Source organism: Paragemmobacter amnigenus, from assembly GCF_009908265.2.
Taxonomy (GTDB): Bacteria; Pseudomonadota; Alphaproteobacteria; order Rhodobacterales; family Rhodobacteraceae; genus Paragemmobacter; species Paragemmobacter amnigenus.
This window is the reverse complement of record NZ_JAAATX020000002.1, coordinates 55022-67999: the sequence shown is the minus strand read 5'-3', so window position 1 is coordinate 67999 and position 12978 is coordinate 55022. Positions and strand designations below refer to the sequence as shown.

Below are 12978 nucleotides of genomic sequence, written 5' to 3'. Positions count from 1 at the left end.
GCGTCAGATCTGCTTTTCGGGCATCTGCACGCGCAGGCCGTCCAGCGCGTCCGACACCTTGAGCTGGCAGGTCAGGCGCGAGCGGACCGGATCGGGGTTCCAGGCGAAGTCGAGCATGTCTTCCTCCATGCTGTCCTTCTTGGGCAGGCGGTCGACCCAGGCGGGATCGACATAGACGTGGCAGGTCGAGCAGGCGCAGGCGCCGCCGCAATCGGCCTCGATCCCCGGGATGCCGTTGTCGCGGGCGCCTTCCATGACGGTCAGGCCGTTTGCAACCTCGACGACATGTTCCTTGCCGCCATGTTCCACATAGGTGATCTTCGCCATTCTACCCTGTCCGTTTTCGCCAGATATGCGCTTTCCTGCCCGACATAGGCCATTCGCGCGGGCTTTGCCAGTGGCGGCTTGACGCGCAGGGGGGCAGGTTCGGGGTGCGGCGGGGCGGCTTGTCCCGGCGGGGATTTGTTCTATATTTGTTCTCATGACTGCCCTGCCCCCTGCCCATCGCCCGATCACCGACTGGATGCGGCCCCTTGCGCGGCCGGGGTCGTGGCCGCGCCCGCCTGCCGCGCTGGTGGCGGCGCGGCTGGACGAGCCGCCGGCGGGCGCGCGGGTCTGCGTGGCGGGGCTGGTGCTGGTGCGCCAGCGGCCCGGCACGGCGAAGGGGGTGATCTTCGTGACGCTGGAGGACGAGACGGGCACCTGCAACGTGGTGGTCTGGGCCAAGGTATACGAGCGTTACCGCCGCGCGGTGATCGCGGGGCGGATGCTGCGGGTGACGGGGCGGGTGCAGCGCGAGGCGGGGGTGGTGCATGTGGTGGCCGAGGTGATCGAGGACCTGTCGGCCATGCTGGACCAGTTGCTGCGCCCCGATTTCCGCCATGACGGCGTGCGGGCGGGGGACCAGCCCTGAGGCGGGCGCCTGCGGAGTGTTGGCAGGGGGCGGGCTTTGCCGCTATGGTGCGCGCGGTTGATCCGGGCGAACCGGACGGAGGGCGGGACGCGATGCGGCAGGCAGGTCTGGTGATGCTGGCGGTGCTGGCGCTGGCGGCCTGCAGGCCCGGGGGCGCGGCGCTGCCCGCGCCGGAAAAGCGCGATCTGTCGGCGGAAGTGGTGCGGCTGGACCGTCCCGGCCCGCCGGAAAAGCCCGCGGGGGCCTGCTGGGAAAGCGATGTGACGCCCGCGGTGATCGAGACGGTGACGGAACAGGTCGTCGTCTCGCCCGAGACGCGGGGGCCGGATGGCGCGCTGCTGACGCCTGCCACCTATCGCACCGATACGCGCACGCGCATCCTGCGCGACCGCGAGGAAATCTGGTTCCGTGCCCCCTGCCCCGCGGAATACACGCTGGAATTCGTCACCACGCTGCAACGGGCGCTGAAGGCGCGGGGGCTGTATCTGCTGCCGCTGACGGGGGCGATGGATGCGGGCACGCGCGATGCGGTGCGGCGGTTTCAGGCCGAGCGGGGGCTGGACAGCGCGCGGCTGTCGCTGACGGCGGCGCGCGAGCTGGGGCTGGTGACCGTGTCGCCGGAGGAATTGTGACCCTCTGGGCCGCGCGGGCGCGGGCGCGCATCGCGGAGCTGTGGGCCGGTGCGGCGGCGGACGGGGCGCATGATCTGGGCCATCTGGACCGCGTCTGGCGGTCCTGCCGTCTGATCGCGATGGACGAGAGCGGCGCGGATGCCGATGTGCTGGCGGCGGCGGCCTATTTCCACGATGCGGTGAACCTGCCCAAGGACAACCCCGACCGCGCGCGGGCCTCGGTCCTGTCGGCGGATCTGGCGGTGCGGGAACTGGCGGCGCTGGGATTCGACGCGGCGCGGCTGGGGGCGGTGCATCACGCCATCGCGGCGCACAGCTTTTCCGCCCGTATCGCGCCCGAAACACCGGAGGCGCGCATCCTGCAGGATGCCGACCGGCTGGAGGCGCTGGGGGCGATCGGGATTGCGCGCATGTTTCTGGTGGCGGGGCAGATGGGGGGCGGGCTGTTCGACGCTGCCGACCCGATGGCGATGGGGCGGGCGCTGGATGACCGGCGGTTCGCGCTGGATCATCTGGAGGTCAAGCTGTTCCGCGTGGCCGAGACGATGCAGACCGCCACGGGCCGCGCCATGGCGGCAGAGCGGGCCGAGTGGATGGCCAGTTTCCGCACGCGGCTTCTATCCGAGATCGAATGAAAAAGGGGCGGACCGTGCCGCCCCTTTTGCCTGCCGATCCCTGCGCCGTCACTGTTCGGCGGGGGCGGGTTCATCCACGCCGAGCGCGACGAAGCGGGGATCGCCGCCGCGGCGCACCAGAAGGAGCAGCGACTTGCGGCCTGCATCGCGGGCTTCGGTCACGCGGGCCTCGAGATCCTCGATCCGTTCGACGGGCTGCTGGCCTGCCTCGGTGATGACATCGCCTTCCTGCAGGCCCTTGGTCGCGGCCTCGGACAGGGGATCGACCTTGGTCACGGCCAGACCCTTGGCATCGGCGTCCAGACCCAGCGACTTGGCGGTTTCCGCCGTCAGCGGGGCCAGCGTCAGGCCAAGGAGTTCCAGTTCCTTCGGCTCTTCGGGTGCGCCGGCGGCGGCGGGGACGGCTTCGTCGGCCTCGGCCTCTTCGCGGCGGCCAAGGGTAACGGAGAGCGTGGTGGTCTTGCCGTCGCGCAGGACGATCACCGGAACGGCGGCACCCACGGGGCTGTCGGCCACGGTGCGGGTCAGGTCGCGGACGGAGCCGATCTCCTTGCCGTCGAAGGTGGTGATGACGTCACCGGCGAGCATGCCCGCATCCTTGGCCGGACCGTCGGGCACGTCGGTGATCAGCGCGCCCTTGGCGTCCGTCAGACCCATCGCCTCGGCCACGTCGGGGGTGACGTCCTGGATGCGGACGCCCAGCCAGCCGCGGCGGGTCTCGCCGAACTGCTTGAGCTGGTCGACGACCTTGGACACCACGTTGGAGGCCATGGAGAAGCCGATGCCGATGGAGCCGCCATTGGGCGACAGGATGGCGGTGTTCACGCCGATCACCTGCCCGTCCATGTTGAACAGCGGGCCGCCCGAGTTGCCGCGGTTGATGGCGGCGTCGGTCTGGATGTAGTCGTCATAGGTCCCCGACAGCTCGCGCCCGCGGGCCGAGACGATGCCCGCACTGACCGAGAAGCCCTGACCCAGCGGGTTGCCCATCGCCATGACCCAGTCGCCCACGCGCATCAGGTCGGAATTGCCGAACTGCACGAAGGGAAGCGGGGTGTCGGAGGTGACTTTCAGTAGCGCGATGTCGGTCTTGGGGTCGGTTCCCACGATCTCGGCCTTGAGCCGGTTGCCCGAGAAGAATTCGACCTCGATCTCGTCCGCGCCTTCGATGACGTGGTTGTTGGTGACGATGTAGCCGTCTTCGGAGATGACGAAGCCCGATCCCAGCGCCTCGGACCGGCGGGGTTCCTGCGGGCCGCCGGGGCCGCCGCCTTCGGGATCCATGAAGTCGCGGAAGAAATCCTCGAAGGGGGAGCCTTCGGGGACCATCGGGCCACCTTCGGCAGGCGAGGCCACGACGGCAGAGGTGGTGATGTTCACCACCGAGGGGCTGATCTGTTCGGCGAGATCGGCAAAGCTTTCCGGTGCCGTGCGGGCGGCGACATCCATCGCGGAGCCCAGCGCGAGCGACATGCCCAGCGCAAGGGCGAGGAAGAGGCGCGGAACGGAACGCGGAACGGCAACCCCGTGATCTGCGGGGATCGCCTTGGCGTGATTGTTGGGGTGCACTCCGAACTCCTTTCGTTTGGCTGCCGACGGTCACTGACCGGCCGTCCGGCGGAGCACTTCTGCATCATCAGTTAGGCAGGGCGGAACGCAATGCAAACCGGGTCGCGGGCTCTCAAGACCATGTGAACCTGCGGGGGCAAATGTTTCAAGCGCGGATGCGGGCGGCGGCGGCGGTCAGGCCAGAAGGCGCTGCGCGATCCAGACGAGGAGCGTGCCCCCCGCCACGGCGGCAAGGCCGATCTGGCGGGCGCGTTCGGCCGGAAGGGAGGCGAGGAAGGCCAGCGCCTGTTCGACACGCGAAGGGGCCAGCGCAAGCGCCAGCCCCTCTGTCACGAAGACAAGGCCAAGGCCGAGGAGGACCCAGCTCATTCCTGAACGGGCGCGGCCCCGCCGGGCGGGTTGCCGCGGCCACCGTCAGAGCGAAGATAGTCGAAGAATTCGCTATCGGGCTGCATGACGATCGACGAATTCCCCGATTGCAGCGCGCGTTCGTAGGAGGTGAGCGAGCGGGTGAAGGCGAAGAATTCCGGATCGCGGCCGAAGGCTTCGGCATAGATGGCGTTACGTTCGGCGTCGGCCTCACCCCGGATGACATCGGCCTGACGGCGGGCGTCGGAGGTGAGTTCGACGACCGTCCGGTCCGCACTGGCACGGACGCGCTGCGCGGCTTCGCCACCGCGGGCGATTTCATCCGCCGCCTCGCGTTCGCGTTCGGCGCGCATCCGGGCGAAGGTCGCCTCGAGGTTCTGTTCGGGCAGGTCGGTGCGGGTGAGGCGGACGTCGATGACTTCGATCCCCAGTGCGGCCGCCTGACGGCGTGCGATGTCGCGGATCTGGTTCATCAGGGCGGTCCGGTCCTCGGACAGCACGCGGCTGGAGGGGACGGAACCCAGAACCTGCTGGATCGCGGGGTTCACGATGCCTTCAAGACGGCGGAGCGCCTGAAGCTCGCCCCCCGCGCCGACAGCTTCGCGGAATTCCACGAGATCGGTGATGCGCCAGCGCGCGAAGGCATCGACGACGAGGCGGCGGTCGTCGAGCATGGTGACTTCGACCGGGGCAGTCGGCAGGCCGAGGATGCGTCCGTCGTAGCGGACGACTTCCTGGATCAGGGGAAGCTTGAAGCCCAGACCGGGGTCCTGCTTGACCTGCTTGACCTGACCGAATTGCAGCACCAGCACCTTTTCGCGCTCGTCCACGATGAAGACCGATGAAAGGGCCGCGGCGCCGAGGATGGCGACGATGGGTAGAAGGATCGCGCTTTTCATCAGTTGGTCCCTCCGGTGGTAGCGGCAGCGCCCTGTGCCGGGGCCGGACGGTTGAGTTCGTTGAGCGGCAGGAAGGGCACGACGCCCTGACCGCCACCTTCGCCGGAGGCGACGCCATCGAGGATGACCTTGTTCATGCCACCCAGCACCTTTTCCATCGTTTCCAGATACATGCGGCGGCGGGTCACTTCCGGCGCCTTCACATATTCCTCGTAGACCGACAGGAAGCGGGACGCTTCACCCTGTGCCACGTTCACGACCTGCGCGCGGTAGGCTTCGGCTTCTTCCAGAAGACGCGCGGCCTCACCCCGTGCGCCTGCCGTCACGCGGTTGGCATAGGCATCCGCCTCTTTCTCCAGCCGGTCACGTTCCTGCTGGGCGGCCTGCACTTCGCGGAAGCTGTCGATGACTTCGCGGGGCGGGGCGGCGCGTTGCAGGTTGACGCGGATCACGCTGATGCCCGCCTGATAGCTGTCGAGCGTGCCTTGCACGGCGGCCTGAAGGTCGGTCGCGATGACGCCGCGGTCGCGGTTAAGGATGGGCGAGAGTTCCGAGCGCGCGATGATGTCACGCATGGCGGATTCCGACACCGCGCGGATCGTGTCGTCAGGATCGGCGAGATTGAAGAGGAAGGCGGAGGGGTCCGCCACGTTCCAGACCACCTGAAAGCCGATGTCGACGATGTTCTGATCGCGGGTCAGCATCAGCCCGTCACCGATGGCCCCGTCGCCCACGGCACCGATGTCGGTGGTGCGTTCGCCCGTCACCGACACGATTTCTGCAGTGACCACGGGCCAGGGCGCGAAGTTGAGGCCCGGATTGCCCACAGCCGAGAATTCGCCAAGGAAAAGTTCGACCGAGCGTTCTTCGGGCCGGACCGTGTAGAAAGACATGAAGGCCCAGAGGCCGACCGCTGCCAGCGCGCCGAGCATCAGGCCCTGCTTCGTGAGGAGCGGGCCGTTCGGATCGCGCCCGCCGCCGCCACCGCCGCCATTGAAGCCGCCGCGGTTGCGACCGCCCATCAGGACGCGCAGCTGTTCCTGACCCTTCTTCATGATCTCGTCGATCTCGGGGATCTGGGGGCCGCCTTCGCCGGGCCTGCGGTTGCCGCCGCGGCGATCATCGCCGCCGCGCCCGCCGCCATTGTTCCGGTCGTCGTCGCCCGGGCCGCCACCGCCGCCCCACGGACCTCCGCTACCTGCCATAGATCGTACCCTTTTTCTTGTCTTCCGGCTTTAAACTGGTCATGCGCGCGGCGAATTCAAGCAGTCGATGCCCCGCGTCAGGCTTTTCGGGTCGGCTTTCGCATCGTCACGAGTTCCTCGGCCATCGTGGGATGGACGGCGACGGTGCGGTCGAAGTCTTCCTTGGTCGCACCCATGCGGATGGCGATGGCGGCAAGCTGGATCAGCTCGCCCGCGTCGGGGGCGACGATGTGGCAGCCCAGAACCTTGCGGGTGGCGGCGCTGACGATCAGCTTCATCAGCACGCGGTCGGGGCGGCCTGCAAACAGCGTCTTCATCGGGCGGAAGGTGGCGGAATAGACCTCGATCTCTTCCTGCTCGCGCGCCTGTTCCTCGGTCAGGCCGACGCTGCCGAGTTCGGGCTGGGTGAAGACGGCAGAGGGGATCAGGTCGTGGTCGAAGCGCGTGGGCACGCCGCGGAAGACGGTGTCGGCGAAGGCGTGGCCTTCGCGGATGGCGACGGGGGTGAGGTTGACGCGGTCGGTCACGTCGCCCACGGCATAGATCGAGGGGACGGCGGTCTGGGACCAGTCATCCACGAGGATCTCGCCATTGCGGCCGAATTTGACGCCGAGTTCTTCGAGGCCCAGCCCCACCGAATTCGGGCGGCGGCCGGTGGCGTAGAGGACGAGGTCGAATTCCCGTTCCGTCCCGTCGGTCGCCACGGCACGGATGCCGGTGGCGGTCTGTTCCAGACGCAGGACATCGGTGCCGCAATGGATGTCGATGCCGCGCGCCTGCATGGCATTGGCGACATGGCCGCGGGATTCGTCGTCAAAGCCGCGCAGGATCGCCGCGCCGCGGTAGTATTGGGTGGTTTCCACGCCAAGGCCGTGCAGGATGCAGGCGAATTCCGACGCGATGTAGCCGCCGCCCACAACAAGGGCGCGTTTCGGCAGGGTGTCGAGGTGGAAGATCTCGTTCGAGGTGATGGCAAGCTCGCGCCCCGGGATGTCGGGGACGAAGGGCCAGCCGCCGGTGGCGATGAGGATGTGCTTGGTCGTGACCGTCTCGCCGGTGGACAGGCGGACGGTGTGGGGGTCCACCACGGTGGCGCGGGCGTCGTGGATGGTCACGCCTGCCGATTTCAGCGTGTTGCGATAGGCGTTTTCCAGACGGTCGAGTTCCGCTTCCAGCGAGGTGCGGAATTTCGGCCAGTCGAAACCTTCGGATTTCACGCGCCAGCCATAGGCGGCGGCATCCTCGACCAGTTCGGGGAAGGCGGAGGCGAAGACCATCAGCTTTTTCGGCACGCAGCCGCGGATGACGCAGGTGCCGCCCATGCGGCTTTCCTCGGCCAGTGCCACACGCGCGCCGCCCTCGGCCGCCGCGATGCGGGCGGCGCGGACCCCGCCGGACCCGCCGCCGATGACGAAAAGGTCGGTGTCGAACGTCATTCCATATCCGCGAAGATGTTGTCGGTCGGGGCGAAGTGGACCTGTTCTTCGCCCTCGGTCCCCTGATTGATGTCGCGCACGGTGACGCGGCCGTCGCCATGGCCGATCACCACGATGTCGCAGATGTCGATGAAGAGCCCGTTTTCCACCACACCGGGGATCTGGTTCAGCACCAGTGCAAGTTGGCGCGGGTTGCCGATGCGTTTGAGGTGCAGGTCGATGATGAAGTTGGCCTCGTCCGTCACCAGCGGGCGGTCGCCGTTCATGCGAAGGGTGCAGTCGCGGTGGAGGACGTCGAGGGAAACCAGCGTCTCCTCGATCAGGGCCTTGGTGGTCTGCCAGCCGAAGGGGATGACTTCCACGGGCAGGGGGAAGGCGCCGAGCTGGGCCACCTCTTTGGCGGCATCGGCGATGACGATCATCTGGTCCGAGGCGGTGGCGACGATCTTTTCCTGCAACAGCGCCGCGCCGCCGCCCTTGATGAGCGCGAGGTTGGGGTCGAATTCGTCGGCCCCGTCGATGGTCAGGTCAAGCCATTTGACATCGTCGAGCGAGGCGATCGGCACGCCCAGCGAAGAGGCGAGTTCGGCGGTGCGGGTGGAGGTGGGAACCCCCACGACCTTCAGCCCTTCCTCGCGGATGCGTTCGGCAAGGCAGCGCACCATCCATGCGGCGGTCGACCCCGTGCCGAGGCCCAGTTTCATGCCGTCCTCGACGAATTCGGTCGCGCGCTTGGCGGCGACGAATTTTGCCTTGTCGATGGGGGAAAGTTCGGCGGGCATGGGCAACTCCTTCGCGGTCGTGCCCATGCTTATAGGCAAAGCGGGCGGGTGGTGTAAGGGCGAATTGCCGCCCTGCCCCGCTGCCGCGCCGCGGTCAGCCCTGTGAAAGGGCGTCGGTGGCCTGCCGGATTTCCGCCGCGGTGACCCGCCCGTCGCCATCGCCGTCGAAGGCAAGGATGGCGCGCAGGAGCGCCTCGTCCTCGGGGCGGGTGGCGCGGGCGGCTTCGGCGGTGGCATGGGCGCGGAGTTCGTCGGGCGTCAGGGTGCCGTCGGCATCCGTGTCGGCGGCGTCGCGGTCGCGCAGCAGGCGGGCGCGGGCGGGGGGTGTCAGGGTGGCGGCGCGGGCGGTGATTTCGGGCAGGGCGACGGCACCGTCGGCGTCAAGGTCGGATTCGTGGAAGGACCGCAGCGCGCGGGTGCGGAAGAAGGCGCGGTCGAGAGCGAGGGCGCGGTCGATCCCCGCCGCGTCTATGGCCCCGCCCGTGCCATGGCCGTGGATGAGGTCGATCGCAGTATCGGCAAAGCGGTCGGGGCGGGCGGCGATGCGTTCGGCCACATCCGGCGGCAGGGTGGCAAGGGCGGTCTGCACATCGGCCTGCTGGGCAGTGGCGGGCAGGGCGGGGAGGAGGAGGAATAGGGCAAGCAGGGGGCGGATCATCGGCGGCTCCGTTCTGGAGGGGTCTGCGCGGAGGGTGCGCGCATCGGGTTAACGCAAGGTGAACGCGCGCGGGGGCAAAGCGGTCCTTCGTGCGGAATAGGTCGCAAGACTGTCGCTTTCCGCACCACGCACCATATTGTGGCGTCGCATCTTGTCGCGGCGCAGGGAGGCGCGGGAATTATCATGGCGTACCGGTTGTATGGAGTTCAGGATTTCGCGAATCTGGCCGCCCATGTGGCGCTGGAGGAAGCGGGCGTGGCCTATGAGGCGGTCTTTCTGGACCCTGACTCGGGCGCGCTGAAATCCCCTGACCATGTCGCGCGCCATCCGATGGGGCTGGTGCCCGCGCTGGACACGCCGGACGGCCCGATGTTCGAGACGGGGGCGATCCTTCTGTATCTGGGCGAGCGGCACGGGCTGGCGCCGTCGCAGGGGGCAAGCGACCGCGCGGCCTTCCTGTCGTGGTTCGTCTTCGTCAACAACGGGCTGCATCCGGTGGTGATGGATCTGATCCATCCCTATCGCGTCAGCGAGGAGCATGCCCGCATCGTGGCCGGGGTCGCCCGCGCGCGGCTGGTGGAGCGACTGGCCGCGCTGGAGGCAGTGGCCGGAACCCGCCCGCGCTGGCTGGACCCCGCACAGCCGGGGGTGCTGGGGATATACATTTCCATGCTCCTGCGCTGGATGCGGGCCTTCCCTTGGGCGGCCGATCTTGCCATTTCCGCGCAGGACTTCCCTGCGCTCCATGCCATCGCCGCCGCCTGCGAGGCGCGGCCTGCCGCAATCAGGGCCGCCGCAGCCAACGGGCTGTCGGGGCGGTTCTTCACCGATCCGGAGGGTTAGGGATGTTTCTGTCGGTCTTCGACATGTTCAAGGTGGGCGTCGGCCCGTCATCGAGCCACACAATGGGCCCGATGGTGGCCGGGGCGCGGTTTCTGGAGAAGATGCGCGCCTCGCCCTTCCATTTCCACGGGCTGCGGGCGTCGCTGCATGGCTCGCTTGCCTTCACGGGCGTGGGACATGCGACGGACCGCGCGACGATCCTTGGTCTGGCGGGGTTCGAGCCTGCGACCTATGACGCGGCAAAGGCCGAGGCGACCCTGGCCGATATCAAGGCGCGCAAGGTGATCAACGTGCCGGGGATGGGCGAATTGGTCTTTGATCCGGGCAAGGATCTGGTCTTCGACTATGGCCCCGCGCTGGCGGGCCATGCCAACGGGATGATCCTGAAGGCCACGGACGCGCAGGGCGACGTGATCATGGAAGAGACCTATTATTCCATCGGCGGGGGCTTCGTTCTGACCGCAGGGGAATTGGCCGAGGCGGGCGGGTCCAAGGCCAAGGCGCGGGCGGATGTGCCCTATCCGTTTGAAAAGGCCGACGAGATGCTGGCCATGGCCAAGGCGTCGGGTCTGTCGATTGCCGCGATGAAGCGGGCGAACGAGTTGAAGTTCCGCTCTGCCACCGATCTGGACCGCGGGATGGAGCGGATCTGGCAGGTGATGAACGACTGCATCACGCGCGGGATGGCGGGCGAAGGCATCCTGCCCGGCGGGTTGAAGGTGCGCCGCCGCGCCAAGGGCATCCATGACGCGCTGATGGCCGAGCGCGGGCTGAACATGACGCCGCCGCATACGATCAACGACTGGATGTCGCTTTATGCCATGGCGGTGAACGAGGAGAACGCGGCGGGCGGGCAGGTCGTGACCGCGCCCACCAATGGCGCGGCAGGCGTGGTGCCTGCGGTGATCCGCTATTGGCTGGACCATGTGCCGGGGGCGTCGTCCAGCCGTGTGGGGGAGTTCCTGCTGACGGCGGCGGCGATTGGCGGTCTGGTCAAGCACAATGCCAGCATCTCGGGCGCGGAATGCGGCTGTCAGGCAGAGGTCGGGTCTGCCGCGGCGATGGCGGCGGCGGGGCTGTGTGCCGTGCTGGGCGGCACGCCCGAGCAGGTGGAGAATGCGGCGGAAATCGCGCTGGAGCACCATCTGGGCATGACCTGCGATCCGGTGAAGGGTCTGGTGCAGGTGCCCTGCATCGAAAGGAACGGTCTGGGCGCGATCAAGGCGGTGTCGGCGGCATCGCTGGCGCTGCGCGGGGATGGCATCCATCTGGTCAGTCTGGATGTCTGCATCGAGACGATGCGCCAGACGGGCCGCGACATGCACGAGAAATACAAGGAAACCAGCCTTGGCGGATTGGCCGTGAACGTGCCGAACTGCTGATGTCGGTTTCGGGATGGACGGGCGGGGGACGGGCGGCTAGGCCGGTGGCATGACACAGGACCGCACCTTCCCCGGCATCGTCTTGATGCTTGCCTTCTGCGCGCTGGCGCCGCTTCTGGATGTCGCATCCAAGCTGGCGGCGGAGAATGGCATTCCCGTCGGCCAGATCACCGCTGCGCGCTTTGTCGTGCAGGGCGCGCTGATGCTGCCCGTGGTGCTGTGGATGCATCTGCCATGGGCGGTCAGCCCGCGGGTGCTGGGCTTTGTCTTCCTGCGGGCGGTGTTCCTGATCCTGTCCACCTTTTCCTTCGTGTCGGGGATCGAGGTGATGCCGGTTGCCGATGCACTGGCCATCGCCTTTGTGGAGCCGTTCATCCTGCTGATCCTTGGCAGCCTGATTTTTGGCGACGAGGTTGGCCCGCGCCGGATCGCGGCGAGCGCGGTGGGTTTCGGGGGCGCGCTGCTGGTGATCCAGCCGTCGCTGGCGGCCTTTGGCTATGTGGCGCTGTGGCCGCTGGGGACGGCGTTCTTCTTTGCCTTCTACATGCTCGTGACGCGGGCGATGGCGGCCTATATGCATCCCGTTACGATGCAGCTTCATACCTCGCTGGCGGGGATCGTGATCTGCGTGCCGCTGATGGTCGTCTTTGACGGGACGGGCTGGGGCGAGTTGGATCCGGTGATGCCTGCGGGGCTGAACTGGCTGTGGCTGTTCGGGGTCGGGTTCTGGGCGGGGGTCAGCCACATGTGCATGACCTATGCGCTGAAATTCGCGCCTTCGGCCACGCTGGCACCGCTGCACTATACGGAGATCGTGGCGGCGGTGGCGCTGGGCTATCTGATCTTCGGGGATTTCCCGAACGCGATGACATGGGCGGGGATCGTGGTGATCGTGTCCTCGGGGCTTTACATCATCCACCGCGAGCGGATCGGGGCAAAGGCGAAGCGGCGGGCGGCTGCCAATCCGGCCCCAGAAGCGATCTGAGCGCCGCGTCAAGCCGCGCGCGGGGCAGGATCACGAGCATCCCCGACCCGTCGAAGTCCAGCCGCACGCGGGGGGCGCTGACGCGGTTCGAGGTGCCGATCATGCCGTCGGGCGCGAAGGCCAGCCCGTCGATGGGCCATTCGAGCCCCGTGCTGCGCCCCGTCACGGCGGCCATGGGAAAGAGCGACAGCCGGTCGCCCGCGCGCAGCGACAGGTCGAGCCGTGGCGGGGCGTGGAACACCACGTCGCGCGGGCCGATGACGATGCAGCGCCGGTCGGGATGGCGGACGAGCGCGTTGAACACGGCCAGTCCGTGATCGATTCTGGCCCCCGCGAATCCCAGTGCCAGCGTGAAGGGGGCGGCTACGGACCGTAACGCCTTGTCGAAATCTGTCGTCAATTGTTCCGCGATAGGGAACAGACGTCCAGAAAGGGCCGCGCGCGCCATGTCCGAGATCGAATCGAAATCGCCCACCACGGCGTCGGGCCTGTATCCGGCCGCCAAGGCGCGGTCCGCCCCGCCGTCTGCGGCAAGAATCCTTGGGGCGCGGGCAAGGGCAAGGCGGAATTCGGCGCGCGAGACGGGACCGCCGCCGACAAGCGTGACCCCACCGGAAGATTCGACAATGGGGGCGTTCATGGCGATACTGTTTTCCGAATTGAGGCAAAT

The 12978-nt window shown here is 67.9% G+C and carries 15 protein-coding genes; 6 read left to right on the top strand and 9 right to left on the bottom strand.

The genetic code is table 11. The features are described from left to right. Positions 1–3 precede the first annotated feature (3 nt). Positions 4–327, bottom strand: a complete 324-nt coding sequence (locus GU927_RS02795; protein ID WP_161760838.1) for a 2Fe-2S iron-sulfur cluster-binding protein — start codon at positions 325–327, stop codon at positions 4–6. Between the two features lie 196 nt (positions 328–523). On the opposite strand from GU927_RS02795, the gene GU927_RS02790 reads away from it, so the two are divergent. Genes GU927_RS02790 through GU927_RS02780 form a run of 3 tightly spaced genes read left to right on the top strand, consistent with a single transcriptional unit; the run spans position 524 to position 2180 of the window. Further along, on the top strand, positions 524–913 hold the full coding sequence (locus GU927_RS02790; protein ID WP_161761111.1) for an OB-fold nucleic acid binding domain-containing protein: 390 nt from the start codon (positions 524–526) through the stop codon (positions 911–913). A 44-nt stretch (positions 914–957) separates the two neighbouring features. Next, entirely contained in the window at positions 958–1545 is a 588-nt protein-coding gene (locus tag GU927_RS02785) for a peptidoglycan-binding domain-containing protein (protein ID WP_232489106.1), read from the top strand. Further along, a complete protein-coding gene (locus tag GU927_RS02780) occupies positions 1542–2180 on the top strand; it encodes an HD domain-containing protein (protein ID WP_217765513.1) in 639 nt (212 codons plus the stop codon). Before GU927_RS02785 ends, GU927_RS02780 begins: the two co-directional genes overlap by 4 nt. 48 nt (positions 2181–2228) lie before the next feature. On the opposite strand, the gene GU927_RS02775 is transcribed toward GU927_RS02780, so the two are convergent. The 7 genes from GU927_RS02775 to GU927_RS02745 form a co-directional block, all read right to left on the bottom strand. Beyond that, positions 2229–3653, bottom strand: coding sequence for a DegQ family serine endoprotease (locus GU927_RS02775; protein WP_161761109.1), 1425 nt, complete (start codon positions 3651–3653; stop codon positions 2229–2231). Between the two features lie 270 nt (positions 3654–3923). Beyond that, complete coding sequence (locus tag GU927_RS02770; protein WP_161760836.1) at positions 3924–4118, bottom strand: DUF2065 domain-containing protein; 195 nt, start codon at positions 4116–4118, stop codon at positions 3924–3926. Beyond that, positions 4115–5020, bottom strand: a complete 906-nt coding sequence (gene hflC / locus GU927_RS02765) for a protease modulator HflC (protein ID WP_161761108.1) — start codon at positions 5018–5020, stop codon at positions 4115–4117. Before hflC ends, GU927_RS02770 begins: the two co-directional genes overlap by 4 nt. Further along, complete coding sequence (hflK, locus tag GU927_RS02760) at positions 5017–6222, bottom strand: FtsH protease activity modulator HflK (protein WP_161760835.1); 1206 nt, start codon at positions 6220–6222, stop codon at positions 5017–5019. The genes hflC and hflK overlap by 4 nt, the downstream gene beginning before the upstream one ends. A 77-nt stretch (positions 6223–6299) precedes the next feature. Then, complete coding sequence (gor, locus tag GU927_RS02755) at positions 6300–7658, bottom strand: glutathione-disulfide reductase (RefSeq protein WP_161760834.1); 1359 nt, start codon at positions 7656–7658, stop codon at positions 6300–6302. Continuing rightward, positions 7655–8440, bottom strand: a complete 786-nt coding sequence (gene rpiA / locus GU927_RS02750; RefSeq protein WP_161760833.1) for a ribose-5-phosphate isomerase RpiA — start codon at positions 8438–8440, stop codon at positions 7655–7657. Before rpiA ends, gor begins: the two co-directional genes overlap by 4 nt. A gap of 94 nt (positions 8441–8534) precedes the next feature. Beyond that, positions 8535–9098, bottom strand: coding sequence for a hypothetical protein (locus tag GU927_RS02745; protein ID WP_161760832.1), 564 nt, complete (start codon positions 9096–9098; stop codon positions 8535–8537). Positions 9099–9281: 183 nt separating this feature from the next. On the opposite strand from GU927_RS02745, the gene GU927_RS02740 reads away from it, so the two are divergent. The 3 genes from GU927_RS02740 to GU927_RS02730 are packed head-to-tail and all read left to right on the top strand — an operon-like array spanning position 9282 to position 12308. Next, positions 9282–9941 (top strand): glutathione S-transferase family protein, encoded by a 660-nt coding sequence (locus GU927_RS02740; protein WP_161760831.1) that lies wholly within the window; start codon positions 9282–9284, stop codon positions 9939–9941. 2 nt (positions 9942–9943) lie between these two features. After that, positions 9944–11323: an L-serine ammonia-lyase gene (locus GU927_RS02735; protein ID WP_161760830.1), complete on the top strand. Its 1380-nt coding sequence runs from the start codon at positions 9944–9946 to the stop codon at positions 11321–11323. A 49-nt stretch (positions 11324–11372) separates the two neighbouring features. Next, positions 11373–12308, top strand: coding sequence for a DMT family transporter (locus tag GU927_RS02730; protein ID WP_161760829.1), 936 nt, complete (start codon positions 11373–11375; stop codon positions 12306–12308). Here the strand turns inward: GU927_RS02730 and GU927_RS02725 are convergent. Beyond that, the gene (locus GU927_RS02725) at positions 12235–12948 is read right to left on the bottom strand and encodes a thiamine diphosphokinase (RefSeq protein WP_161760828.1); all 714 of its coding nucleotides are present in this window, start codon (positions 12946–12948) and stop codon (positions 12235–12237) included. The genes GU927_RS02730 and GU927_RS02725 overlap by 74 nt on opposite strands. Positions 12949–12978 lie beyond the last annotated feature (30 nt).

Bases quoted from the DNA above. Each gene is read 5' to 3' on its own strand.
- gor (WP_161760834.1), bottom strand. From the start codon at position 7,658: ATGACGTTCGACACCGACCTTTTCGTCATCGGCGGCGGGTCCGGCGGG.
- rpiA (WP_161760833.1), bottom strand. From the start codon at position 8,440: ATGCCCGCCGAACTTTCCCCCATCGACAAGGCAAAATTCGTCGCCGCC.
- GU927_RS02790 (WP_161761111.1), top strand. From the start codon at position 524: ATGCGGCCCCTTGCGCGGCCGGGGTCGTGGCCGCGCCCGCCTGCCGCG.
- GU927_RS02730 (WP_161760829.1), top strand. From the start codon at position 11,373: ATGACACAGGACCGCACCTTCCCCGGCATCGTCTTGATGCTTGCCTTC.
- GU927_RS02775 (WP_161761109.1), bottom strand. From the start codon at position 3,653: ATGTCGCTCGCGCTGGGCTCCGCGATGGATGTCGCCGCCCGCACGGCA.
- GU927_RS02725 (WP_161760828.1), bottom strand. From the start codon at position 12,948: ATGAACGCCCCCATTGTCGAATCTTCCGGTGGGGTCACGCTTGTCGGC.
- GU927_RS02795 (WP_161760838.1), bottom strand. From the start codon at position 327: ATGGCGAAGATCACCTATGTGGAACATGGCGGCAAGGAACATGTCGTC.
- hflK (WP_161760835.1), bottom strand. From the start codon at position 6,222: ATGGCAGGTAGCGGAGGTCCGTGGGGCGGCGGTGGCGGCCCGGGCGAC.
- GU927_RS02745 (WP_161760832.1), bottom strand. From the start codon at position 9,098: ATGATCCGCCCCCTGCTTGCCCTATTCCTCCTCCTCCCCGCCCTGCCC.
- GU927_RS02785 (WP_232489106.1), top strand. From the start codon at position 958: ATGGTGCGCGCGGTTGATCCGGGCGAACCGGACGGAGGGCGGGACGCG.
- GU927_RS02735 (WP_161760830.1), top strand. From the start codon at position 9,944: ATGTTTCTGTCGGTCTTCGACATGTTCAAGGTGGGCGTCGGCCCGTCA.
- GU927_RS02740 (WP_161760831.1), top strand. From the start codon at position 9,282: ATGGCGTACCGGTTGTATGGAGTTCAGGATTTCGCGAATCTGGCCGCC.
- GU927_RS02770 (WP_161760836.1), bottom strand. From the start codon at position 4,118: ATGAGCTGGGTCCTCCTCGGCCTTGGCCTTGTCTTCGTGACAGAGGGG.